This is a genomic window from Mycobacterium interjectum (assembly GCF_900078675.2).
Taxonomy (GTDB): Bacteria; Actinomycetota; Actinomycetes; order Mycobacteriales; family Mycobacteriaceae; genus Mycobacterium; species Mycobacterium interjectum.
In genome coordinates this window covers 482959-506566 of the sequence record NZ_LT546236.1, presented here as the reverse complement: position 1 = coordinate 506566, position 23608 = coordinate 482959, and the positions used below count along the sequence as shown (strand labels likewise).

The following is a 23608-nucleotide window of genomic DNA, read 5'->3' as shown; positions in this document are numbered from 1 at the left end:
CCGCGGCGGCGCCAGTACTTTTCTCGTCAAGCGCGGCGCCGCGCTTCAGCGAACCAGCTGATCTCGAATCCGATCACAGAGGTCGGATTACGCAGTGCCACAACCTATCCCAACATTCCGCCCGTCGGAGAAAAGTGAGCAAATCATGATCGCGAGCATCTTGGCCATCACCGCAATGCTTGTCCTCGTGCTGTTCCCGGTGTTGGTCCCGGCCATCATCACCGCCGGCCACGCCATCCTGGGGACCAACCGGCCGGCTCGGACGGCCGGCTACCCGCAGGCCGCCGCCGCATGACCTGCGCCGGCACCATCCCGGGGCCCGCCACCACAGGTGGGGCCCCGATTTTATTTCGCCTGCAGCACCGCGCTGCCGTACCAGTGACAGGCCAGCAACGCGACCTCGACGTCGAGCCGGTCGGCGCCGATCTCCCGGCCACGCCGGGCGACGGCGCGGCCGACCCGGTACTTGACCGAGTTCGAGTGCATGTTGAGTTCCTCGGCGGCGATCTTGTAGCTGGAACCGCAGCCCAAGAAGACCCGCAACGTCTTCCGTAACCGCGCGTCGTTCTCGGTGTCGCTCGCAAGGTCGCCGAGCACGGTGACCACCCAGCCCCGGGTCGCGGCCACATCGCCGCCCAGCCGCGCCACGATGGACAAGCCGGGGTCTCCGGCGGCGATGATCATCGGAACCGGAGGATCCGGGCGCCCGGCGACGACCGCGACGCCGCGGGCCTCGAGCGCCTCCCGGTGCGACCGGCGGAAGCCGTCGACGCCGGCGTGCAACGTCCCGATCGCCAGGCCCGGCGCATCCGGGCGGGTCAGCGTGAAGCGGCGGGCCTTCGCGACGACGTCCGCGGCGGCGGCGACGGCGGCCCGGTAGGGCAGCCATCCCCACGCGCAGCTTTGGTCGGCGGGCACGAACAGGGGCGCCGCATCGGCGCCGACCGCGTCGGCCAGATCGCGCAGAAACCGTTGCAGCCGGCCGAGTTCGTCACCCGCGCCGCCCTGCTCCGGGTACCACATCACCAGCCCCAGGTGGTGCCACCGCAGCGGATAACGGATCGCCGTGGTGGCCGCATCGGCGTCAATCGCCTTGCCGGCGGCCAAAACCTCACGCACCCGCAGGGCCCGGAGGCTGTTCTGGTTCTCCAGCCAGCGTTCGCGTTCGTCCTCGTAGACCGCGACGACCTGCTGCGACATCCAGTCGATGTAGCCGAACATCGCGGCGCTCATCGCCTCGATCACCGATACCCGCATCCCGTCCGGGATTTCGACGCCGTGCAGTTCGGCGAAGATCAGCTCGTTCATCCGGCGCTGACCCAGCCGGTAGGCGCGCACCAGCGCGTTGACCGGCACCCCGTGCTGCGCGAGGCGACGCGCGTACTCCAGCGCCGCGGTGGGCGCCTCGACGCGCTCGACGGCGATGTCGTAGCGCAGGGCGTGCAGCATGGTGTCGACGTTTCCCTCGACGCTGGCGCCGAGCAGCTCCATGATCCGCGCCTCCCGGGGAAGATCCGGGATCTGGGCCTCGAGGGCACGATGAATCTCCGACGTCACGTCGGCCAGCCTGGCGTGTAGTCGCCCGGCGACCTCGGCGACGCATCCCCGCACCCCGGCCCCGGCCTGCGGGGCAGCGAGCTGCGATTTCCTCACCCCAATGACGTTAGACGCCGGCGTTGTCTTCTGGCGATAACTGTGGCCCGCGGCTTTGTCGATTCGCGACTGTGTCGGGGCGCCCATCGCGCCTAGCGTTGCCGCCACGCTCGCTCGCGACGCCCGAAGGAGCCAACGAAATGGGATTCACACAACCGGTTCTCGCCGCCGTCGACCCGGACACCTTTTTGCAGAAGCCGCTGACGGAGCGGATGCGCATCCTCACCCTCGACTGGGGCGAAAGGGGCTTCGGCTCACCGAAAATGGTGCACACCATCTACGTCGTGAAGTTGGTCGTGTTCTTCGCAATCGGCGGCATCACCGTCGCGACGGCGACGTCGGGGCTGCCCGCGTTCTGGCACGTGTCCGAGTGGTGGAACCAGCCCATCGTCTACCAGAAGGTCATCCTGTGGACCGTGCTGCTGGAGGCGATCGGCGTGGCCGGCTCGTGGGGTCCGCTGGCCGGCAAGGTCAAGCCGATGACCGGCGGCATCCTGTTCTGGGCCCGGCCGGGCACCATCCGGCTGCGGCCGTGGAAGTGGGTGCCGTTCACCGGCGGCGACCGGCGGACCTGGTTCGACATCGGGGTATACCTGGCGCTGCTGGCCAGCCTGGCCGTCGCCCTGCTGTCGCCGGGGGTGCACAGCGACTCGCTGTCAAAGGCCTTGCCGCACAACGTGTCCGGGCTGATTGACCCCGCATTGCTCCTCGCGCCGATCGCCCTGCTGGTGCTCATCGGCCTGCGAGACAAGACCATCTTCCTGGCCGCCCGCGGAGAACAGTATCTGCCGGTGATGGTCGTCTTCGCCGTGTTGCCGTACTCGAATTTCACCAACATGATTGTCGCTTTGAAGATGGTGATCGTACTGGTGTGGGTCGGCGCCGGCTTCTCGAAGTTCGGTAAGCACTTCGCCAACGTCATTCCGCCCATGGTCAGCAACACGATATTCGCGCCCAAATCGGTGCGGCGTGCGCACTACCGCCAATTCGGGCGCGACATGCGGCCGTCGCAATTGGCGGATTTCATGGCACACGTCAACGGCACCACGGTGGAGGTCATCGCTCCCCTGACCCTGTTCTTCTCGACGAACAGGTGGCTGACGCTGGCCGCGGCGCTGCTGATGGTGGGGTTCCACCTGTTCATCATTTCCACGTTCCCGCTGGCGGTGCCGCTGGAATGGAACGTCGTCTTCGCCTACAGCGCGGTCTTTCTGTTCCTGGGCTTCCCGAACTGGAACGGGTACGCCCCGTGGAACATGACGTCGCCGTGGCTGGCGCTCGTCATCGCCGTGGGGTTGCTGTTCTACCCGGTGCTGGGCAACCTGCGGCCCGATAAGGTGTCGTTCCTGCCCGCGATGCGGCAGTACGCGGGCAACTGGGCTTCGGCGTTGTGGGCCTTCGCGCCCGGTGCCGAGCGGAAGCTGAACCGGGTCACCCGCACGGCGTCCAACCAGATCGACCAGTTCGTCGCGGCGGGCTACGAACCCACGTGGGCCGAGATCACCCTGCAGAAGACGATCGCCTGGCGCAGCATGCACAGCCAGGGGCGCGGCCTGTTCTCGCTGCTGTTGACGCACCTGCCCGATGTCGACACGCGCACCGTGCGCGAGGGTGAGTTCGTGTGCAATTCCCTGATCGGCTTCAACTTCGGCGACGGTCACCTGCACAATGAAGACTTGATCAAGGCCATGCAGAGCGAAGCCGCGTTTGAGCCGGGCGAATGCGTCATCGCCTGGGTGGAGTCGGAGGCATTTGGCAGCGGCGTTCAGCACTACCAGCTGATCGACGCCGCGCTCGGGGTCATCGAACGCGGGACCTGGAAGGTGGCCGACGCCGTCGCCGAGCAGCCCTGGCTGCCCAACGGCCCCATCCCGACGCAGGTCGGCTGGACGCTGCGCGGAGCGGTGGCATGAGCACCGCGCTGGTGGTGGGGGGTGGGCCCAACGGGCTGGCCGCCGCCATCTGCCTGGCCGCCGAGGGCGTGCAGGTCACGGTGCTCGATGCCGCCGACGAGGTGGGCGGCGGCGCCCGCAGCTTCGAGGCGATCGTCCCGGGCCTGCTGCACGACCACTGCTCGGCGATCCACCCGATGGCCGTCGGATCGCAGTTCCTGAGCCGCTTCGACCTGCAGCGGTACGGCCTGACTTGGCGCTGGCCGGAGGTCGATTGCGTCCACCCCCTCGACGGCGGCGGCGCCGGGGTGCTGCACCGCTCGGTCGACGAGACCGCGGCCGGCCTCGGGCGCGACGGGTCGCGGTGGCGGCTGGCGTTCGGCTACTCGGCCGCCCGGTTCGACGCCTTGAGCGACGACATCATGGGGCCGCTGCTGCGGCTGCCGGATCATCCGCTGATACTGGCCCGATTCGGTGCGCCCACCTTGCTTCCCGGGTCGACGTTCGCGCGGCTGTTTCGCACCGAAGCGGGCCGGGCGTTGTTCGGAGGTGTTGCGGCACATGCCTTCCGGCCATTGCATTATCCGATGACGTCCGCGATCGGGATGGGCATCATCGCCGCGGGCCACCGGCACGGCTGGGCGGTGGCCGAAGGGGGATCGCAGTCCATCACCAACGCGATGGTGGCGCTGCTCACCGACCTGGGCGGCAAGATCGAGACCGGCGTGCGGGTCAGGGCGGCCTCGCAGCTGCCACCCGCGGATGTCACGATGTTCGACCTGGCGCCGGAGGCGGTCGCCGGGATCCTGGCAAATCGCTTGCCGCCCCGTGTTTCCCGCGCCTTCACGAGCTTCCGCCGCGGCCCCGGCGCGTTCAAGGTGGACTTCGCGGTCGAGGGCGGCGTGCCCTGGGCGAACCCGGACGCGCACCGGGCCGGCACGGTGCACGTGGCCGGGACCTACGCCGAACTGGCCGCGACCGAGCGCGAGATCCACGCCGGACGGATGCCGGAGCGGCCTTTCGTGCTGGTCGGTCAGCAGTATCTGGCCGATCCGCAACGCTCCGTGGGCGATACGCACCCGGTGTGGACCTATGCGCACGTCCCCCACGGCTACGCCGGCGACGCCACCGAGGCGGTCGTCGCCCAGATCGAGCGGTTCGCCCCCGGTTTCGCCGAACGCGTCGTCGGCCGGGCGGTTCGCTCCACGGCGCAGCTGGCCACCTACAACCCCAACTACGACGGCGGCGACATCATGACCGGCGCCAAGGACATCCGCCAGCTCACCTTCGGACCGCGAATAACGTTATCCCCATACAGTATTGGTGTTCCCGGCATGTACATCTGCTCGGCGGCCACCCCTCCCGGGCCGGGTGCCCACGGCATGTGCGGCGCCAACGCCGCCCGGCTGGCGCTTGCCGAACTGGCCCGGCGGGCATGACACAGGCCTTGTGCGAGTGTAGTCAAGTGACTACACTCGCACTACCGCGTGGTTACACGCAGCACCACAGGAGGATTGGATCGAAATGAAGCGATTCGTCGCCGCCAGCGCGCTGGCACTCGCGGGCTTGATGACCACCGGCGTAGGCGTCAGCACGGCGGACACCATTCAGACCGAGGGCAGCTACCCGACTCATGAGGCCTGTCAAAATGCCGGGCCGGGAGTAAAGGCTGCGACGCCGGGCAACTGGAACAACTTCTGGTGCGTCCCGGACCGCACGGCCGCCGGCCAGTGGCGGCTGGTGCTCAGCAACTGAGCGCGGCGTCAATACGTGTAGAACCCCTGGCCGGTCTTGACGCCGAGCCGGCCGGCATCGACATGGCTCCGCAACAGCTCGCGCACGTGTTCCGGTAGCTGCGGGAACTCTTCGGCGTAGTGGTTTTCGATGTCCAGCACCACGTCGAGCCCGACCATGTCCATCATCTGAAACGGCCCGGCCGGCACGCCCCAGTTGACCTTGAACATCCCGTCGACGTCCTCGGGGCGGGCGATGCCCTCGGCGACCACGGCCAGCGACTCGCGCTTGATGGCCGCCCAGATCCGATTGAAGATGAAGCCGGTGCATTCCTTGCGCGCCTCGAAGGGAAAGACGCCGAACTCCGGCAGCACCCTCAGCAGCGTGTCGAGCAGCCCGCGGTCGGTCTGGCCGTCGGACATCAGGTCGACGGCGTTGGCCTCCGGCGGCATATAGAAGTGCGTGTTGCAAAGTCGCGTCTTGTCCCGCACGCTGTCGGCCATCAGGCGCGACGGGTACGACGACGAATTGGTGCCAAAGATGGTGTCGGGCGGCGCCGCGTGGTCGATCTGGTCCCACGTCGCTTTTTTGATCTCGAGCTTCTCCGGGACGGATTCGACGACGAGCCAGGCGTCGTCCAATGCCTCTTCCAGCGATCCCGCGCCGATCGCACCACCCACGTCACCAAAACCCCGCTGCGCCAACACCTTCGGCAGCGTCTCCAGCACGTACCGGATCGCCGAGTTGCGCTGTTCGGCACGGGGCGCGAAGATCCGCACGGTTCCTCCGCGGCTGGCGAACATCAGCGCTATGCGGCGGCCCAGCGTTCCCGCCCCGATCACCGCGGCCGGGCGGTTCTGGATGTCCTCGAACGTGTAGGTGTACGTGCCAGTCACACTCGGATCCTAAGTCCCGCCCGCGCGCAAAAATCCGTCGCCGAACCACAAAGATGCCCTGAATCTTGTCCCAGGCGCACAGATTCAAATCACTTGGGCCACTGTGGTTTCAGTGGTCACAACGCGGCCGTTTTTGTCGGAGGGCTTGGTTAGTTTGGCGGCATGGCTGGCAACGGTGTGGATCGCGAGGCGCTGTCGGCCGCGCTGGACACCCTGGACGCCGCCTTCGAGACGGTGGCCCAGTTCGATTGTCAGGCATTGACCACCCCTGAGCACCTGCGGTTGCTGGAGCGCGTCGGGCGGTGGCGCCGTCGCCTGCCGGCCTTGGAGCATCCGGTGATCAATGCGCTGCGCCGCCAGGCCACCCCCGCCGAGTTAGGCGGCAAGCTCGAGCACGCGATCGCCGAGGCCACCCTGATCGGCAGCCGCGAGGCCGCCCGGCGCATCGCCGAGGCCGCCGATCTGGGCCCGCGCCACGGCCTGACCGGCCAACCGATGCCGGCGCTGCTGGGCGCCTCCGCCGCGGCCCAACGCCAGGGCACCCTGGGCCCCGGTCAGGTCGCGGTGATCCGCAAGTTCTTCAAGGAGCTGCCCGGCTGGATCGACACGGCCACCCGCGAGCAAGTCGAAGCGCTGCTGGCCGCCCAGGGCACCCAGTTTCGGCCCGAACAACTCGCCGCCCTCGCCGCCACCTTGGCCGAGTGCCTCAACCCCGACGGCACCTACACCGATGAGGACCGCGCCCGCGCCCGCGCACTGGTGCTGGGCAACCAGCAAGCCGACGGCATGTCGGAACTGCGCGCGATGATCACCCCCGAACTGCGCGCCACCATCGAGGCCGTCATGGCCAAACTGGCCGCCCCCGGCATGTGCAACCCCGAGGACGACACCGCGTGCGTGGATGGCGCGCCCACCCAAGAGGCCATCGACAACGACTCGCGCAGCCAAGCCCAGCGCCAACACGACGCCATCAACACCGCGCTGCGCGCCCTGTTGATGTCGGGGAAGCTGGGCCAGCACAACGGGCTGCCCACCTCGATCGTCGTCACCACCACGCTGGCCGAACTCGAAGCCGCCGCGGGCAAGGGCCTGACCGGCGGGGGCACCATCTTGCCCATGAGCGACGTGATCCGCCAGGCCCGCCACGCCCGCCACTATCTGGCGATCTTCGACCAGGGCAAAGCGCTGGCGCTCTATCACACCAAACGCGTGGCCTCCCCGGCCCAACGACTCGTGCTCTACGCCAAAGACCGCGGCTGCAGCGCCCCGGGCTGCACCGTGCCCGGCTACTACTGCGAAGTCCACCACGTCATCGGCTACGCCGTGTGCCGCGCCACCGACATCAACAACCTCACCCTCGGGTGCGGCACCCAACACCGCATCATCCAACCCGGCGGCTGGAGCACCCGCAAAAACACCCACGGCGACACCGAATGGATCCCACCACCCCATCTAGACCGCGGCCAACCCCGCACCAACACCTACTGGCATCCCGAAAAACTCCTCCACCCCGACGACGACGACGAAGGCGAGAGTCCCGGCGCGGCATAGCGATCCGCGCTACAGCAGCTTCATCTGCTCCGATTGCTCTTCCACCGGTTCGAGCAGCTCCGGGCCGTTGTTGCGCACGTTATTGACCAGGGTCGACACCTCGCGCATGCGGATGCCGTGCACGTCGGGCGCGCGGCTGAGCAGCTTTTCATCGACCGGGGCGTCCGGGTTCAGCCAGCGGTCCCAGTCCCGTTCCGGCACCACCAGCGGCATCCGGTCGTGGACCTCGGCGAGCTCCCCGGGGGCGTCGGTGGTGATGATCGTGCAACTCAGCAGCGGCGCGGCGTCCTTCTGGTCTTTGGGCTTCCACACCGACCAGAGCCCGGCCATGAACAGCGGCTCGCCATCCTCGCGGTATATGAAGTACGGCGTCTTGCGGGACTTCTTGCCGTCCCGGTCGGGATTGACGCGCCATTCGTAGTAGCCGTCCATCGGTATCAGGCAGCGCTTGGACTTGGCGCTCGACCGGAAGGCGGGCGAGCTGGTGACCTTGTCGGCGCGGGCGTTGATCAGCAGCGGGCCCTTGCCCTCCGGCGTCCCGTCGGCGCCGGCTTTGGCCCAGGGCGGGATCAGGCCCCAGCGCATGAGCCGGACGCGGCGGGTTGGGTCGTCGTCGGGCTCGGTATGCCGGGTGACGACGGTCGCGATGGTCGAGGTCGGCGCCACGTTGAAGTTCGGCGCATCGGCGTTGGGGACGGTGCCGGTCGCCTCGTCGATCGCCTTGATCTTCTCTGCCAGCTTCGCCGGATCCGTAGTGACCGCAAACCGCCCACACATGACTCCCATAGTGGCAGAGCCACACACTCCTATTGGTTGCAGAACGCGGCGACAGGCGATGATGTACCGGTGACCACGTGGAGCGCCCCGCACGCCACCGCACCGGTGCACGCGACGGTGACCGTTCCGGGCTCGAAGTCGCAGACCAACCGGGCACTGGTGCTGGCCGGGCTGGCGGCAGCGCAGGGGCACGGCGCCTCGACCCTCAGCGGGGCGCTGCGCAGCCGGGACACCGACCTGATGATCGGGGCCCTGCGCACCCTGGGCCTGCGAGTCGACGGGGCCGGATCCGACCTAACGGTCAGCGGCCGGATCTCCCCCGAACCCGACGCCACGGTGGACTGCGGCCTGGCCGGAACCGTTTTGCGGTTCGTCCCGCCGCTGGCGGCGCTGGCCGACGCGGTGGTGGAGTTCGACGGCGACGAGCAGGCCCGGGCCCGGCCCATCGCGCCGCTGCTGGACGCGCTGCGCGGCCTGGGGGTCAAGGTCGACGGGAGCGGACTCCCGTTCCGGGTTCGGGGCGACGGATCGGTCGCCGGCGGCACCGTGGCCATCGACGCGTCGGCGTCGTCGCAGTTCGTGTCCGGCCTGCTGTTGTGCGCCGCGTCGTTCACGCAGGGTTTGACCGTCCAGCACACCGGATCGCAGCTGCCGTCGGCGCCGCACATCGCGATGACGACGGTCATGCTGCGGCAGGCCGGGGTCGACGTCGACGACTCCGTCCCGAACCGCTGGCGCGTGCGTGCCGGCGCGGTCGCGGCCCGGCACTGGGAGGTCGAGCCGGATCTGACCAACGCCGTCCCGTTTTTGGCGGCGGCCGTGGTGACCGGCGGGTCGGTGCGCATCACCGGCTGGCCCGCGGTGAGCGTGCAGCCCGCCGACAACATCCTGGGCGTCCTGGACAAGCTGAACGCGGTTGTGAGGCAAACCGATTCGTCCCTGGAAGTCCAGGGGTCGGTCCACTACCCGGGCTTCGACGTCGACCTGCGCGCCGTCGGCGAGCTGACGCCGTCGGTGGCAGCGCTGGCCGCGCTGGCCACCCCCGGCTCGGTGTCGCGGCTGACCGGCATCGCCCACCTGCGGGGCCACGAGACCGATCGGCTCGCCGCGCTGAGCGCCGAGATCAACCGCCTCGGCGGCGACTGCGCCGAAACGCCCGACGGCCTGGTGATCACCGCGACGCCGCTGCGGCCCGGCAGGTGGCGCGCGTACGCCGACCACCGGATGGCGATGGCCGGCGCGATCGTGGGGCTGCGGGTCGCCGGGGTCGAGGTGGACGACATCGGCGCGACCGGCAAGACGCTGCCGGAGTTTCCGCAGCTGTGGGCCCGCATGCTGGAGCCCGGCATGTGAGGCCGGGCGACTACGACGAGTCCGACGTCAAGGTCCGTTCGGGCCGGGGCTCGCGACCGCGCACAAAGCCCCGCCCCGAGCACGCCGACGCCGAGTCCGCCATGGTGGTCAGCGTCGACCGCGGTCGCTGGGGGTGCGTGCTGGGCGGCCGGCCCGAGCGCCGGGTCACGGCCATGCGGGCCCGCGAGCTGGGCCGCACCCCGATCGTCGTCGGCGACGACGTGGACATCGTCGGCGACCTGTCCGGGCGGACGGACACGCTGGCCCGCATCGTGCGCCGTGGCGAGCGGCGAACGGTGTTGCGGCGCACCGCCGATGACACCGATCCCACCGAGCGGGTGGTGGTCGCCAACGCCGACCAGCTGCTGATCGTGGTGGCGCTGGCCGACCCGCCGCCGCGCACCGGGCTGGTCGACCGGGCGCTGATCGCCGCCTATGCCGGCGGCCTGGCGCCCATCCTGTGCTTGACCAAGACCGACCTCGCTGCGCCGGAGCCGTTCGCCGAGCAGTTCGTGGACCTCGACCTGACGGTGGTCGCCGCCGGCGTGGACGATCCGCTGCTCGCGGTGGCCGACCTGCTGGCCGGCAAGATCACGGTGCTGCTGGGCCATTCCGGAGTCGGCAAGTCGACTTTGGTGAATCGCCTTGTGCCCGAGGCGGATCGGGCCGTCGGCGAGGTGACCGACATGGGCCGGGGCCGGCACACGTCGACACAGTCGGTGGCGCTGCCGCTCGCGGGTTCCGGGTGGGTGGTCGACACCCCGGGCATCCGCTCGTTCGNCGCGTCGCCGCGGCGCGCCGGCTGCTCGCGGCGCTCCGGGAAAGCTGACCAGCCGGGCGAGCGTGCGTGTCGGTCCGGCGACACGCCGGAAATGGCGTAGATCTGCGCACCCTCGCCGACCGACGCGGCTTGGGGGCTCAGCCAGACTTGGCCAGCCGCATGCCGAGCTCGCCGGGCGGCACCAGATGCCCCTCGGTGCAGCGGATTTCGACGCCGGCCTCGGCGCCGCAGCCCAGGTGGGTGAGCCGCAGGCGGTTGCGGCCGGGCAGATGGCGCCGGCCCCACTCGAACATCGACCAGACCACCGGCATGAAATCGACACCGGCCCGCGTGAGCACGTACTCCTCGCGGCCGCGCTGTCCGGGCTCGCGGTAGGGCCGCCGCTCCAGCAGGCCCAGATCCACGAGTTCGGCCAGCCGCGCCGACGTGGCCGCCTTGGTGATGCCGATCCGGCGCGCGAAGTCGTCGAACCGGGTGGTGCCGTAGTAGGCCTCGCGCATGATCAGCATCGCGGACTTGGTGCCGACCACCGCCATGGTCTTCTCGATCGCGCACTCACCGACCGCTGACCACTTCTCCCGGTCCGCCAGGGCGCCCTGCAGAAATGTCATGTACATCACCTCCCGGTCTGGGTTGATTTTAGTGTACCTAGATGTTTTACCTGGGTACAGCGAGTAATACTTAGCTCGAGGCTCAAGGAGGAGTCATGACCGGTTACCAGGGCCGCGACGCCGTCATCGTCGGTGCCGTCCGCACCCCGATCGGGAAGGGCAAGGCCAGCGGCGCCCTGCACGACGTGCTGCCCGCCGACCTGCTGGCCCACAGCCTGCGCGAACTGGTGGCCCGCACCGGCGTCGACCCCGCGCAGCTCGACGACGTCATCGCCGGCGCCGTCACCCAGGTCGGCGACCAGGCGGTCAACATCGCGCGCAACGCGCTGCTCGGGGCCGGGTTCCCCGAGTCGGTCCCCGGCGTCACGATCGACCGGCAGTGCGGCAGCAGCCAGCAGGCCATCAGCTTCGCCGCCCAGGGCGTCCTCGCCGGCGCCTACGACCTCGTCGTCGCGGGCGGTGTGGAGTCGATGGGCCGCGTCCCGATGGGGACCTCGGTGCTGCCGGGCTCCAACCCGTTCGGCGAGGACATGGCGCGCCGCTACCCCGACGGCCTGGTGCCACAGGGCATCAGCGCCGAACTGATCGCCGCCAAGTGGGGCTTTTCCCGCACCCAGCTCGACGAGTTCTCGGCCGGCAGCCACGACAAGGCCGCCCGCGCCACCAAGGACGGGCTCTTCGACAACGAGCTGATCCCGATCGCCGGGCTGAGCACCGACGAGATCATCCGGCCGGGCACGACGGTGCAGACGCTGGCCGGACTGCAGCCGTCGTTCTACAGCGAGGCCGCCAAAGAGCGCTTCCCGCAGATCAATTGGTCGATCACGGCCGGCAACTCCTCGCCGCTGTCCGACGGCAGCGCCGCCGTCCTGATCACCACGAGCGAGGCCGCCAAGAGGCTCGGTCTGCGCCCGCTGGCGCGGATCCACACCACGACCGTGGTGGGCTCCGACCCGCTCTACATGCTGACCGGGGTCATCCCGGCCACCGAGAAGGTGTTGCGCCGCGCCGGGCTGACGCTGGCCGACATCGACCTGTTCGAGGTCAACGAGGCGTTCGCGCCCGTCGTCCTCGCGTGGGCGCAGGACACCGGCGCGGACCTGGCCAAGACCAACGTCAACGGCGGCGCCATCGCGATCGGACATCCGTTGGGCGCCAGCGGCGCCCGCATCATGACCACACTGGTCAACGCGCTCGAACAGCGCGGCGGGCGCTACGGGCTGCAGACGATGTGCGAGGGCGGCGGCATGGCCAACGCCACCATCATCGAGCGGCTGGGCTAACTCCGAGTCGGCGATACAAAGGCCGCTGCCTCGCGAGCCACGGGTACAGTCGGCGCTTACGCTTGCGTGCCCTTTACCGAGTCCTATTGCACACGTATCGTTCCGACTTGGCAGCAACCGTCGGCTTAATGGCGTGTCAGGCGCTTCGGCGTTCGAGGACTTCGTCGCGTTGCGGTGATCAGGGAGGCTAGCTGGAAGTTGGGCGGGCCAAGTGACTGATGTCGTCATCGCCGGGGCTGGTCCGGATGGATTGATGCTGGCCTGCGAACTGGGATTGGCCGGGGTCCGGCCGGTGATGTTGGACCCGGCACCCGGCCCCAATCCCAGCGCGCGCGCCAACCGCATCGTGGGCCAAGCGGCTCGAATCCTTGATCACCGAGGTCTCTACGGTGCACTCACCGGGTCAGCGGAACCGCCCCGGCCCGCGGAGCGCGCGATGTTCGCGGGCTTTCCCTTGGAGCTCGCCGCAGTGCCGGACTCCCAACTTTTCGTCGTCCCGATTCAACAGCACGGGCTTGTTCAAGTGCTTACCGAACGGGCCGACGAATACGGCGTGGACATTCGTTGGGGTCACGCTTTGACCGGTTTCGACCAACACGAAGACCGCGTCACGGTGCATGTCACCGGGCCGGACGGCGCCTACGACATGACCGCCAAGTACTTGGTCGGCGCCGACGGCGGCCACAGCAAAACGCGCCACCTCGCCGGCATTGAGTTTCCCGGAATGTCTTCCTACGACTTGGTTGTCCGGATCGGCTTCGACGTGCTGCCGCCCGACAAGTGGCTTGAACCGGTCAGCGACTCACCCGAATCCAATCACCTTCCACCCCAGCGGTATTACCGGACCGACCGAGGTGTGTTCGCATGCGGTGCGATGGGAAGCCGTGTGGCGGTGATGACCTACGAACTGGACATCGCGGCCCGCGAACAGCGCAGCGAGGAAAGAGCTGATGAGCCATCCATGAGCTTGGCCGAGCTGGAGGCCAGCGCCGAGCGTGTGCTCGGCTCCGACGTGCCGCTGCGGCGGACATCGCCTGACACACCACTTGATCTGCGTCGGTTCTTCGGCATCAACTCGAGGATCGCTTCCCGATACCAGGTAGGCAGGGTGATGCTGGTCGGCGACGCCGCGCACGTCCACTCGCCCATCGGCGGACCGGGTCTCAACTTGAGTTTGCAAGACGGGGTCAACCTCGGCTGGAAGATGGCGGCGGTTGTCAGTGGGCGCGCGCCGCCCGCATTGCTCGCCACTTACGAGATCGAGCGTCGGCCCGCCGCCGAGCGGCTTATCATGCAAAGCCGGGTCCAGTTGGCTCTGTTTCGACCGGGACTTGAAGTCACGGCGCAACGCGAACTCTTCTCCGAAATGCTCACCGACTGCAATAACGTTAGCCGGATCAGCGACCTGCTCTCGGGCGCGGACAACCGCTACACGATGGGCACTCTTGGCGCCAGTGCGCATCCGCTCGTTGGACGCTGGGTGCCCGACTTCGCTGTTGCGGGCACCAGCACAACCCAACGCATCGCGGAGCTAGGACGTGTCTCCCATATGGCGGGTCCAGGTGATGCATGCGCTGAGGACGACTGCGGCGCGGTAAACGATGGCGAGTTTGTCATAGCGGGTGGCTAGCGCGCGCCATTGTTTGAGCAGCGCGAATGATCGTTCGACGAGATTGCGTTGCTTGTAGCGGGTTTCATCGAACCCCGGTGGTCGGCCACCGGCTTGTCCGCGTCGCTGCCGTGCGGCAATCTCGTCGCGTTTCTGCGGGATGACCGCGGTGATCTTGCGGCCACGCAGCATCCGTCGGGCTGCACCGCTGGAGTAGGCCCGGTCAGCGATGAGCGCATCCGGTCGTGAGCGCGCGCGGCCCCCGTCGAGGCGGGGCACGACGATCTCATCAAGCACGCTGGCCAGCATCGCCTGATCGTTGCGTTGCCCGCCGGTAACCACGACGGCCAGCGGACGGCCATTGCCGTCGACGGCAGTGTGGATCTTGGTGGTCAACCCGCCTCGAGACCGTCCGATGCCGTGACCTGCGGGTTCACACCCGGCCAGCGGCAGATTCGTGTAATTCGACCCAGCCCCCTGTGTCCTGATCGGGTCGTGTCGTGTTCGTCGCGTGCTGATGAGCCCGGTTGATCGTGGCGTCCACCGACACCGTCCAGTCGAGTTGACCGTCGGCATCAGCCATCGCCAACAGGTTCACCAGTACCCGGTCCCAGGTGCCGTCCGCGGCGTAACGGCGATGGCGTTTCCACACCGTCTGCCACGGCCCGAACTCCGATCGCGGCAGATCCCGCCACGGAACACCGGTCCGATACCGGTAGATGATGCCTTCTACGACCCGGCGGTCATCGCCGAAGGGATGCCCCCGCCGTCCCTCGTTCGAGGGCAGCAACCCCGAAATCAGTCCCCACTGAGCGTCATTGAACAACCGAAACCGCGAAACCGTCGTCACCCCCACAGCATCTCGTCAAAACTAACCCCCATATGGGAGACACGCCCTAGCCCGCGATGGGCGGCCAGTACTCGTCGATCTCACCGAGAGCGCCGCCGTCACAGCGGCAGTGACCGATATTGCAGGCCAGCTCAACCTCGCCGCCGGACAGCCCGTCGGTGAGATCGCCGCCACCGCTGTGTTGGTGCGTCCCGATGGTTACGTGGCTTGGGCGTCGTCGCACGCCAGACCGGGCCCCGAGGAATTGGGAGAACTGTTTGGTGCGCTTAGGCATTGGTTCGGTATCTAGTTGCTTATGGACGTACTCTTCCGCACCGCCGTCGCGCTCGCGTGGGCGCAGGACACCGGTGCCGACCTGGCCAAGACCAATGTCAACGGCGGAGCCATCGCGATCGGACATCCGTTGGGCGCCAGCAGCGCTCGCATCATGACCACACTGGTCAACGCGCTCGAATAGCGCGGCGGCCGGTACGGGCTGCAGACGATGTGCGAGGGCGGCGGCATGGCAAATGCCACCATCATCGAGCGGTCGGGCTAGGCGCCCTCATACGGGCAGCCCCGCACTACCCGCGGCCAACCTCGGAAGTTGGTTGGCGCAGCGGGTCATTACTCCCCACGCCTCATCCGGTGTAGCCGGAAACAATGACCAGGTTCGACGTCGCGGAGCCGTGGCGCAGGGCAACCACCGCCTGATATTCGTCGGATTCGTACCAGGCCCGCGCGCGCTGCTTGCTCGGAAATTCGATCAGTACCGTCCGCGTGCAGGGCCAGCTCCCCTCGACGATTTCCACATCGTCGTCGATGCCGACGACCTTCGCGCCGAACTTGTCGAAGATCTCCTGGTGAGCGGCGCTTCCGTACCGACGGTAACCATCCCAGTCGTTGATCACGATTTGCACGATGACAAACGCCTTCAGTTCGGCCATGAGCGGTCTCCTCGGTGTCTCCTTCGGTCCTGCAAACATAGGCTCCTGATTGATTAGAGGTCAATGAGTTAGAATCGGTGAATTATCTTCGTTGAGTTGTGCTCGCCGGTTGAGCTGGCGCACGATCTAGCAATGACCGCCCACAACGCCAAACTGACTCGACAGGCGCAACGACCTGCAACGCAACGTCAGGTGCAGGCCGAACTGACTCGACGGAAGCTCCTCGACGCCGCTGTCGAACACTTCTCCGCCCGTCACTTCGACCACGTCGCGACCAGCGACATCACCCGAACCGCAGGTGTCGCCCAAGGTCTGCTGTTCCACTATTTCGGGAACAAGCGCGGCATCTACCTCGAGGCGCTACGCGACGCGGCCAACCGACTGAACGCCGCCGCCACCCCGCCGCCCAGCGACGGCACACCCGGTCAGCGGTTTCGGCAAATGTTGCGCGCTCACCTGGAGTACCTCAGCGAGCACGACGACCTTGCACTCCGGTTGGTCCTCGGCGGGGGTGGCGGCGACCCTGAAGCGTGGGAGATCTTCGATCAGTCGCGCTGGCACACCATCGAATGGACGAGTCAGCTACTCGAACTCGACCTCGCTCGGCCAGCACTGCGATTGATGCTGCGCTCCTGTGCGGGGGGTCTCGATGAGGCCACCACCTACTGGCTGAAGAATGACCGCCCTTTCGAACCCGACGCGATGGTAGAAGTTGTCGTCGAACTCCTCGTCACGTCGTTACGCTGCGCAGCCCAACTCGACCCGGAGCTGGACGTCAGCGACGCTGTCGCGAAACTGGCTGCAGCGGCGCCGGCATCATGACCACACTCGCGCCGGCGGCATGGCCAACGCCACGATCATCGAGCGGCTGGGCTAAGCCTTCAGCGGCGGCAGCTGCTCAGTCGAACTTGCTGGAGTATTGGGGGCAGTACACGCCCGTCGACGCGCCCATGATCTTGGCGAGCGAGGCGTCGGCTAATTGCGGCATCCCCGACTTGGCGTCGGCGAGGGTTTGCTCGAACGTCATCCCTTTGGACCAGTCCGTGCACACCGCATGCCCGATTTGGACCATCGTTTGGTCCGCACCGCTCGGCCAGGTGATGCCCTTGTCCTTGAGCGTCTGCAGGTAAGCGTCATCCGCCGAGTCGGCGTTGGCGAGCGGGGCGGCGATGGCGGCGATGGCGGCGATGCCACCCAGAACGGCGGCGAGCGAACCGGTCAGTCGTGCGGGCTTCTTCATTCGTTGACTCCTCGGTGCGGACGACGGATTCCAAGCCCCCTGGCGCTGACGCGGTAGAAGTTAGATTAGCTGGATCCCGCCGGCTAGCAAATCGGGCCCAACGATGGGTGAGATGACGCGCCCGGCCGGCCGGGCCTCATTCCATTAACTCGACCCATTGCGCACGCGATGGGCCCGGCTCGAACGGATCGCCGAAGTACTGGGTCTCGCGGACCACCTCGCCGCCGGCGAACTCCATGATGCTGACCACGTAATACGGTTGCCCGTCATATGTCAGGACGAGTTCGCTGATCCACAGGTCGCCGCCGCCGAGCATGCGTCGCACGGTGAAGCGCTTCGCGTTCGGCTGGGCAACGCGCGACGCCTGGATGTTGGCCCGGCCCCGGATGCGTTCGCCCGACTGGGGGTACTCGAGAACCGCGTCGGCTCGGTAGATTTGGTGCTCCGTCGCGAAGTCGTTGGCGTCGGAGGCCGCCCAGTGGCGGCGCAACGCGGCCCGCACATCGTCATCACCCATGGCCGTCTCTCCTCCCGGTGGATGACATGCCGATGCCGCACCCTAACCCGAACGCGCACTCACCGCGGAAAATCACCCAAAATTTCGCGCTGAGTGCACGCTGGGAGCGGAACGTCAGGCGGCCAGGTCGCCCGTGTCCGTCTGCGCCGCTTGCTTTTTCGCGCGCCTGGTGCGCCGCCAGGCCCGCACGGTGGCGATGGCGGTCTTGAGCCCGCGCCGGCGCCCGGTCGCGGGATCGGTGCCCCCGAAATCGGGCTCCAGCTCCGCGAACATCCGCTCGCTGCGGGTCTCCGGCGCATTGTCGGCGTCGTCGCGCAGGTACTTGTTCGGCAGCGACAGCTTGGCCAGCGTGCGCCAGGTCTTGCCGTACTGCACCAGGAACGAGCCCGTGGTGTAGGGCAAATCGTACTTGTCGCACAGTGCGCGCACCCGCACCGAGATCTCGTGCAGCCGGTTGCTGGGCAGATCGGGATACAGGTGGTGCTCGATCTGGTGGCACAGGTTGCCGCTCATGAACCGCAGCGCCGGGCCGGCCTCGAAGTTGGCGCTGCCCAGCATCTGGCGCAGGTACCACTGGCCCTTGGTTTCGCCGATCATGTCGGTCTTGGTGAATTTCTCTGCGCCATCGGGGAAATGGCCGCAGAAGATCACCGCGTTGGCCCAGATGTTGCGGATCACGTTGGCGACCGCGTTGGCCGTCAGGGTGGACCGGTAGGTGGCGCCGGGCGAGAGCGAGGTCAGCGCCGGGAACGCGACGTAGTCCTTGAGCACCTGTCGGCCCGCCTTGGCCAGGAACTCGTCGACGCGTTGCCGGGCGTCGTCGTTGTCCATGCGCTTCTTGGCGATCTTGCCGAGCTCCACGTGCTGCAGGCCGACGCCCCATTCGAAAAGGAGCGCAAGCAGCGTGTTGTAGAACAGGTTGAGGATGTTGAAGCGCTTCCAGCGCTGGTCGCGGGTGACGCGCAGCAGGCCGTAGCCGACGTCGTCGTCCATCCCGAGGATGTTGGTGTACTTGTGGTGCACGAAGTTGTGGGTGTAGCGCCAGTGCTTGGACGACCCGCTCATGTCCCACTCCCACGTCGAGGAGTGAATCTCGGGGTCGTTCATCCAGTCCCACTGGCCGTGCATGACGTTGTGGCCGATCTCCATGTTCTCGACGATCTTGGCCACGGCCAACGTGACGGTGCCCGCCCACCAGGCGGAGCGGCGCGAACTGGCGGTCAGCAGCAGCCGGCCGGCGACCTCGAGCGCGCGCTGCGCGGCGATGGTGCGGCGGATGTAGCGGGCGTCGCGCGCCCCGCGAGAGTCTTCGATGTCCTGGCGGATGGCGTCCAGCTCAACGGCCAGGCTTTCGATGTCGGCGTCCGTCAAATGGGCGAATGCGTCGACGTCGGTGATCGCCATCGTCTTCTTCTCTCTGCGGTCGTTTGCCTCTTACTTACCTACGTTATCGTAACCTACGAATCCGTAGGTTACCTGTGAGTAGCCTTTAGATGTCGAGCGTGCAATCGCCCGAGGCGGCCGACACACAGGTCTGGATCCGCGTCCCGGGTTCGTGCTCGGCGCCGGTTCTCAGGTCGCGGACGTGGCCGTCCACGAGGCTGACCACGCAGGACTGACAGATTCCCATCCGGCAGCCGAAGGGCATCTGCACCCCGGCGCCCTCCCCGGCGTCCATCAACGAGGTCGCCGCGTCCGCCGCAACCACGCGCCCGCTGCGGGAGAATGTCACCGTCCCGCCGGCCCCGGCGGGTGCGGCCTTGGACACCGCGAAGCGCTCCAGGTGCAGCCGGTCGCTGATGCCCGCCGACGACCACACCTTCTGGGCCGCGGCAAGCATGCCCTCCGGCCCGCACGCCCAGGTCTGACGTTCGCGCCAGTCCGGGACCTCGTGGTCCAGCGTAGCCAGATCGAGCCGACCCTGCCTGCGCGTCTCGCGCACAGCCAGGCGATAGCCCGGCTGCTTGTCGGCCAGCGCGGCCAGCTCGGCGCGGAACATCACGTCGGATTCGGTGGGCGCGGAATGCAGGTGCGTGATGTCGCCAATCTGGTTGCGCCGCACGAGTGTTCGCAGCATCGACATCACCGGCGTGATCCCCGACCCCGCGGTCAGAAACAGGATGGACGGCGGCGCCGGATCGGGCAGCACGAAGTTGCCCTGCGGCGCGGCCAGCCGCACGATGGTTCCCGGCTCGACGCCGGCCACCAGGTGGCTGGACAGGAAACCCTCGGGCATCGCCTTGACGGTGATCGTCACGGTGCGTGGCGCGCCGGAGGTTTCGGCCGGGCTCGAGGTCAGCGAATACGACCGCCAGCGCCAGCGCCCGTCCACCAGCAGCCCGATCCCGATGTACTGGCCCGGCTGGTAGTCGAAGCTGAAGCCCCAGCCCGGTTTGATGACCAGGGTGGCCGAATCTTCGGTCTCCCGGCGCACCTCGAGGACGCGGCCCCGCAGTTCGCGCGCGGACCACAGCGGGTTGGCCAGGTGCAGGTAGTCGTCGGGCAGCAGCGGCGTGGTGATCCGCGCGGCCAATTTGCGCAGCGCGTGCCAGCCCGGATGCCGGTCGGCGCCGGCGACGACCGGGCGCTTGGTGTCCGCCAGGTTGGCGGTGATCGGTGCGTATTGCTTGCTCATAGAAAACTCCTGCTCAAGACGCCCCTCACAGAGCCTACGGTACCGTAACTTACGGTGGCGTATCGAGGGGCGCGGGCAGCGACTGCGTCACAATCGGCGCGTCACAGCAGCTCGAGCAGGAATGGCAGCTCCTGGTTCGCGTACCAGGCGAGGTCGTGGTCCAGGGCGTCGCCGACGATCAATTCGGCGTCCTCGTCGCCCAGGTCGGCGGCGTCGATCACCTCGATCGCCCTGGTGACGTCCGGCTCGGCGGCGGCGTTGTCGACGTAAGCCGCCACCACCTGGTCGATCGTCACGGGCGCGCTCAGCCGGACGACGGCATCGTCCAGGTCGGGGCGGTACTTGGCCCCGGATTCGCCCAGCTCGACTTCGGCGGCCAGCACCGCGCGCCGCGGCGGCAGACCGGCCTCCGGTTCAGCCCCTTCAGACGCGCGGTCCCCTTGGGACGCCAGCAGCCGCAGCGACGCCAGCGCCGCCTCGCGCAGCGCCACGTCGGCGAGCTCGTCGTCGTCGCCCTCCGCGTAAGACTCGCGCAACGTCGGGGTGACCGCGAACGCGGTGCCGTTGACGGGCCACAGCGAGCCTTCGGTGACGAGCTGCTGCAACATCGCGAGGGTGGCCGGGATGTAGACCTGGATCATCACGTCCCGATCAGGGTGGCCGCGTAGTCGTCGACGTACTTCGACAGCTCACGCGGCGGGCGCTGGTAGGTCCCGCTCACCACCGGATGCTTGGGCAGTTTGACCTTGGGCCGCTCCACGTCGTGATACTCGATCGTGGACAGCAGATGGGCCATCATGTTCAGCCGCGCGTGCTTCTTGATGTCGGATTCCACGACGTACCAAGGGCTTACCGGGGTGTCGGTGTGCACCATCATCTCGTCCTTGGCGCGCGAATAATCCTCCCGCCGGTACAGCGATTCCATGTCCATCGGGCTGAGTTTCCATTGCCGGACAGGGTCTTTCAGCCGCGCCCTGAACCGGCGCAGCTGCTCGGACTCGGAGACGGAGAACCAGTACTTGCGCAGCAGGATCCCGTCGTCGATCAGCATCTGCTCGAAGAGCGGCGTCTGCCGCAGGAACAGCACGTACTCCTGCGCCGTGCAGAATCCCATCACCCGTTCCACACCGGCGCGGTTGTACCACGACCGATCGAAGAGCACGATCTCGCCTTTGGCGGGCAGGTGGGCGATGTAGCGCTGGTAGTACCACTGCCCGCGTTCGCGATCGGTCGGCGCGGGCAGGGCCGCGATGCGGGCGACCCGCGGGTTGAGGTACTCGGTGATTCGCTTGATCGTCCCGCCCTTGCCCGCCCCGTCGCGGCCTTCGAAGATGACCACCAGACGCGCGCCGGTATCCCGCAGCCATTCTTGCAGCTTCACGAATTCCGTTTGCAGCCGGAATAATTCGGCCTGGTAGATGGCATTGGAGAGTTTATGCGCGGGCGGCGCGGGCGATGTGCTTTCGCTCGCCTTGGCCGACGCGCCGTCATTTGTCGCGGTGCTCACAATTACGAATCATAGATCCGGGCAGCGATTTTCACCCCGGATAACTAGCGGGAAGCTTCCAGCAGTTCGTCGAGGGATTGCTTCAACAGCCCCGGCAGCAGATCGACATCGCTCATCGCATCGCGGTCGGCGTTGATTCCGAAATACAGCATGCCGTTATAGGACGTCACACTGATCGCCAAGGCCTGATTGTGCAGCAGCGGTGGCACGGCGTAGGTCTCCAGCAGTTTCGTGCCGGCGATGTACATCTGCGACTGGGCGCCCGGCGCGTTGGTGATCAACAGGTTGAACGTGAGCTTGGAGAAGCTCGGGAAGTCGGTGGCGACCCGGATCCCCATGGCGTGCAGGGTGGGAGGCGCGAAACCCGACAGGGTGACGATGGTGCGCGCGTCGACCAGGCTGGCGGAGGCCGCGTTGGATTCGGTGGCGTGGGCGATCTGCGACAGCCGCACCACCGGATTCGCCTCCCCCACCGGCAGATCGACGAGGAAAGGCGTGACCTGACTGATCGTTTGGCCGGGCCCGGTCGAGTCGAGTTGGTCGTCGGCGTAAACCGACAGCGGCGCCATCGCGCGGATCGTCGCGGTGGGGGACACCGCCATACCCCGGGACAGCATCCAGTTGCCCAGTGCGCCGGCTATGACCGCGAGCACCACGTCGTTGATGTCGCAGTCGTAGCGGGCGCGCACGGCGCGGTAGTCCTCGAGGCTGCCGCGGGCGACCGTGAACCGCCGATTCCGCGAAACGGTGGCGTTGCGCGGGCTGCTGGGCGGGTTGCCCCGCGCCACCGCGCGGGCGATGTCGACGACGCGGCGGCCCGCATCGAGCAGCTCGCCATAGTTCGTCACCAGGCCGGCCACCGCGGACCCGACGGCCTGCAGCTGCGTGCCCGGCCCCGCGAGCCAGTCACCGATGGCGCCCAGGACCAACCGGGTGTTGCCGGGGTCGCGCTCCGGTATCCAGATGTCCTCGGGAAACGGCGGGGGGCGCCGCGCCCGGTCGGCGATGACGTGGCCGATTTCCAGCGCGCCCATGCCGTTGATCAGGGCCTGGTGGGACTTGGTGTACAGGGCGATCCGGTTTTTTGCCAGGCCCTCGACCAGGTACATCTCCCACAACGGCCGCGACTTGTCCAGCGGCCGCGCGGCCAGCCGCGCGACGAGCTCGTGCAGCTGCTCGTCGCTGCCCGGGGACGGCAGCGCCGACCGCCGCACGTGGTAGGTGATGTCGAAGTCGTTGTCGTCCAGCCACACCGGGCGGGCCCCCGCGACGCGCACCTCCCGGACTTTTTGCCGGTAGCGCGGTATCTGGGGCAGCCGCTTCTCCACGGTGGCCAACAGCGTCTCGTAGCTCAACCCGGCCCGCGGGCGCTGCAGGATGGAGAGCGATCCCACGTACATCGGGGTGGCCGTGTTCTCCAGCCGATAGAAGGAGGCGTCCGCCGGCGACAACCGAGCCACCATTACGGCCCTGTCCTTCTTGTCAATTCGTCCTCGGTTCGCTGGGTGCACGGATTTACCCGCCCACGGTAATCGTCCGGCCGGGCCGAAGCTCGGCGCGGGTACGCGTCGGCCCGATCGGGGCGGAAACGCGCCGGCGCGACCTGTGCCATGATGACCACTGACCAACCGCTGTCTGCCCCTCTCCAGCAGGCGCTCGTGCGACCGTTCGACTTGGAGAGTGCGCGTTGACCGTTTTCGCCGTGACCCCCGTCGTCGACTACGAGCCGCCACGACGGGACGTGCCCCAGTGCCGGCCGTCGGCGCACGCACCGCCGCGCCGCCGCGCGCCCG

The 23608-nt window shown here is 67.8% G+C and carries 21 protein-coding genes and 4 pseudogenes; 12 read left to right on the top strand and 13 right to left on the bottom strand.

The window, feature by feature from the left end; genetic code table 11:
- The first annotated feature begins 145 nt into the window (after positions 1-145).
- A complete protein-coding gene (locus BN4348_RS59860; protein WP_160040271.1) occupies positions 146-295 on the top strand; it encodes a hypothetical protein in 150 nt (49 codons plus the stop codon).
- Positions 296-345: 50 nt separating this feature from the next.
- Here BN4348_RS59860 and BN4348_RS32280 read toward each other — a convergent pair whose 3' ends face one another.
- Positions 346-1653, bottom strand: coding sequence for a helix-turn-helix domain-containing protein (locus BN4348_RS32280; protein WP_235852620.1), 1308 nt, complete (start codon positions 1651-1653; stop codon positions 346-348).
- 140 nt (positions 1654-1793) lie between these two features.
- Here BN4348_RS32280 and BN4348_RS32275 point away from each other — a divergent pair, with 140 nt between their 5' ends.
- From BN4348_RS32275 to BN4348_RS32265, 3 genes are all read left to right on the top strand, one after another.
- Positions 1794-3566 carry a DUF3556 domain-containing protein gene (locus BN4348_RS32275; protein WP_066908303.1) on the top strand — a complete coding sequence of 591 codons (1773 nt, stop codon included), beginning with the start codon at positions 1794-1796 and terminating at the stop codon, positions 3564-3566.
- The gene (locus BN4348_RS32270) at positions 3563-4984 is read left to right on the top strand and encodes a phytoene desaturase family protein (protein ID WP_066908300.1); all 1422 of its coding nucleotides are present in this window, start codon (positions 3563-3565) and stop codon (positions 4982-4984) included. Before BN4348_RS32275 ends, BN4348_RS32270 begins: the two co-directional genes overlap by 4 nt.
- A gap of 85 nt (positions 4985-5069) precedes the next feature.
- Positions 5070-5300, top strand: coding sequence for a hypothetical protein (locus BN4348_RS32265; protein WP_096866051.1), 231 nt, complete (start codon positions 5070-5072; stop codon positions 5298-5300).
- Between the two features lie 8 nt (positions 5301-5308).
- Here BN4348_RS32265 and BN4348_RS32260 read toward each other — a convergent pair whose 3' ends face one another.
- Complete coding sequence (locus BN4348_RS32260; protein ID WP_066908294.1) at positions 5309-6175, bottom strand: 3-hydroxyacyl-CoA dehydrogenase family protein; 867 nt, start codon at positions 6173-6175, stop codon at positions 5309-5311.
- A 162-nt stretch (positions 6176-6337) separates the two neighbouring features.
- On the opposite strand from BN4348_RS32260, the gene BN4348_RS32255 reads away from it, so the two are divergent.
- A complete protein-coding gene (locus tag BN4348_RS32255) occupies positions 6338-7726 on the top strand; it encodes an HNH endonuclease signature motif containing protein (RefSeq protein WP_066908291.1) in 1389 nt (462 codons plus the stop codon).
- A gap of 9 nt (positions 7727-7735) precedes the next feature.
- Here the strand turns inward: BN4348_RS32255 and BN4348_RS32250 are convergent, their stop codons facing one another.
- Positions 7736-8503: an SOS response-associated peptidase gene (locus tag BN4348_RS32250; RefSeq protein WP_066908288.1), complete on the bottom strand. Its 768-nt coding sequence runs from the start codon at positions 8501-8503 to the stop codon at positions 7736-7738.
- A 69-nt stretch (positions 8504-8572) separates the two neighbouring features.
- Here BN4348_RS32250 and aroA point away from each other — a divergent pair, with 69 nt between their 5' ends.
- Together aroA and rsgA are read left to right on the top strand one after the other, a co-directional pair.
- The gene (aroA, locus tag BN4348_RS32245; RefSeq protein ID WP_066908285.1) at positions 8573-9856 is read left to right on the top strand and encodes a 3-phosphoshikimate 1-carboxyvinyltransferase; all 1284 of its coding nucleotides are present in this window, start codon (positions 8573-8575) and stop codon (positions 9854-9856) included.
- A pseudogene (gene rsgA, locus BN4348_RS32240) lies at positions 9853-10635 on the top strand (ribosome small subunit-dependent GTPase A); the annotation flags it as partial. The gene aroA and the pseudogene rsgA, both read left to right, overlap by 4 nt.
- A gap of 139 nt (positions 10636-10774) precedes the next feature.
- Here rsgA and BN4348_RS32235 read toward each other — a convergent pair.
- Positions 10775-11248 (bottom strand): winged helix-turn-helix transcriptional regulator, encoded by a 474-nt coding sequence (locus BN4348_RS32235; RefSeq protein ID WP_066908347.1) that lies wholly within the window; start codon positions 11246-11248, stop codon positions 10775-10777.
- Between the two features lie 95 nt (positions 11249-11343).
- On the opposite strand from BN4348_RS32235, the gene BN4348_RS32230 reads away from it, so the two are divergent.
- Together BN4348_RS32230 and BN4348_RS32225 are read left to right on the top strand one after the other, a co-directional pair.
- Positions 11344-12531: a thiolase family protein gene (locus BN4348_RS32230; RefSeq protein WP_066908282.1), complete on the top strand. Its 1188-nt coding sequence runs from the start codon at positions 11344-11346 to the stop codon at positions 12529-12531.
- 211 nt (positions 12532-12742) lie between these two features.
- Complete coding sequence (locus BN4348_RS32225) at positions 12743-14161, top strand: FAD-dependent monooxygenase (RefSeq protein ID WP_142308611.1); 1419 nt, start codon at positions 12743-12745, stop codon at positions 14159-14161.
- Here the strand turns inward: BN4348_RS32225 and BN4348_RS62650 are convergent.
- Positions 14063-14966 (bottom strand): annotated as a pseudogene (locus BN4348_RS62650) (IS5 family transposase). The gene BN4348_RS32225 and the pseudogene BN4348_RS62650 sit on opposite strands and share 99 nt — an antisense overlap.
- 76 nt (positions 14967-15042) lie before the next feature.
- Here BN4348_RS62650 and BN4348_RS62340 point away from each other — a divergent pair.
- A pseudogene (locus BN4348_RS62340) lies at positions 15043-15279 on the top strand (aromatic-ring hydroxylase C-terminal domain-containing protein); the annotation flags it as partial.
- Between the two features lie 30 nt (positions 15280-15309).
- A pseudogene (locus tag BN4348_RS32210) lies at positions 15310-15528 on the top strand (steroid 3-ketoacyl-CoA thiolase); the annotation flags it as partial.
- An 82-nt stretch (positions 15529-15610) separates the two neighbouring features.
- Here BN4348_RS32210 and BN4348_RS32205 read toward each other — a convergent pair.
- Positions 15611-15916 (bottom strand): DUF1330 domain-containing protein, encoded by a 306-nt coding sequence (locus BN4348_RS32205; RefSeq protein WP_066908269.1) that lies wholly within the window; start codon positions 15914-15916, stop codon positions 15611-15613.
- A gap of 132 nt (positions 15917-16048) precedes the next feature.
- Here BN4348_RS32205 and BN4348_RS32200 point away from each other — a divergent pair, with 132 nt between their 5' ends.
- Positions 16049-16738 (top strand): TetR/AcrR family transcriptional regulator, encoded by a 690-nt coding sequence (locus BN4348_RS32200; protein ID WP_084453913.1) that lies wholly within the window; start codon positions 16049-16051, stop codon positions 16736-16738.
- A 76-nt stretch (positions 16739-16814) separates the two neighbouring features.
- On the opposite strand, the gene BN4348_RS32195 is transcribed toward BN4348_RS32200, so the two are convergent.
- The 7 genes from BN4348_RS32195 to BN4348_RS32165 all read right to left on the bottom strand — a co-directional run bounded on the left by BN4348_RS32195 (position 16815) and on the right by BN4348_RS32165 (position 23278).
- Complete coding sequence (locus BN4348_RS32195) at positions 16815-17156, bottom strand: DUF732 domain-containing protein (RefSeq protein ID WP_066908263.1); 342 nt, start codon at positions 17154-17156, stop codon at positions 16815-16817.
- Positions 17157-17292: 136 nt separating this feature from the next.
- Complete coding sequence (locus tag BN4348_RS32190; RefSeq protein ID WP_066908261.1) at positions 17293-17673, bottom strand: nuclear transport factor 2 family protein; 381 nt, start codon at positions 17671-17673, stop codon at positions 17293-17295.
- A gap of 114 nt (positions 17674-17787) precedes the next feature.
- Complete coding sequence (locus BN4348_RS32185; protein WP_066908258.1) at positions 17788-19077, bottom strand: fatty acid desaturase family protein; 1290 nt, start codon at positions 19075-19077, stop codon at positions 17788-17790.
- Between the two features lie 85 nt (positions 19078-19162).
- Positions 19163-20308: a ferredoxin reductase gene (locus BN4348_RS32180; protein ID WP_066908254.1), complete on the bottom strand. Its 1146-nt coding sequence runs from the start codon at positions 20306-20308 to the stop codon at positions 19163-19165.
- Positions 20309-20409: 101 nt separating this feature from the next.
- A complete protein-coding gene (locus tag BN4348_RS32175; RefSeq protein WP_066908251.1) occupies positions 20410-20949 on the bottom strand; it encodes a DUF6912 family protein in 540 nt (179 codons plus the stop codon).
- Positions 20949-21815: a polyphosphate kinase 2 gene (gene ppk2, locus BN4348_RS32170; protein WP_066908248.1), complete on the bottom strand. Its 867-nt coding sequence runs from the start codon at positions 21813-21815 to the stop codon at positions 20949-20951. The genes BN4348_RS32175 and ppk2 overlap by 1 nt, the downstream gene beginning before the upstream one ends.
- Before the next feature lie 44 nt (positions 21816-21859).
- Positions 21860-23278, bottom strand: coding sequence for a WS/DGAT/MGAT family O-acyltransferase (locus BN4348_RS32165; protein ID WP_066908244.1), 1419 nt, complete (start codon positions 23276-23278; stop codon positions 21860-21862).
- Positions 23279-23608 lie beyond the last annotated feature (330 nt).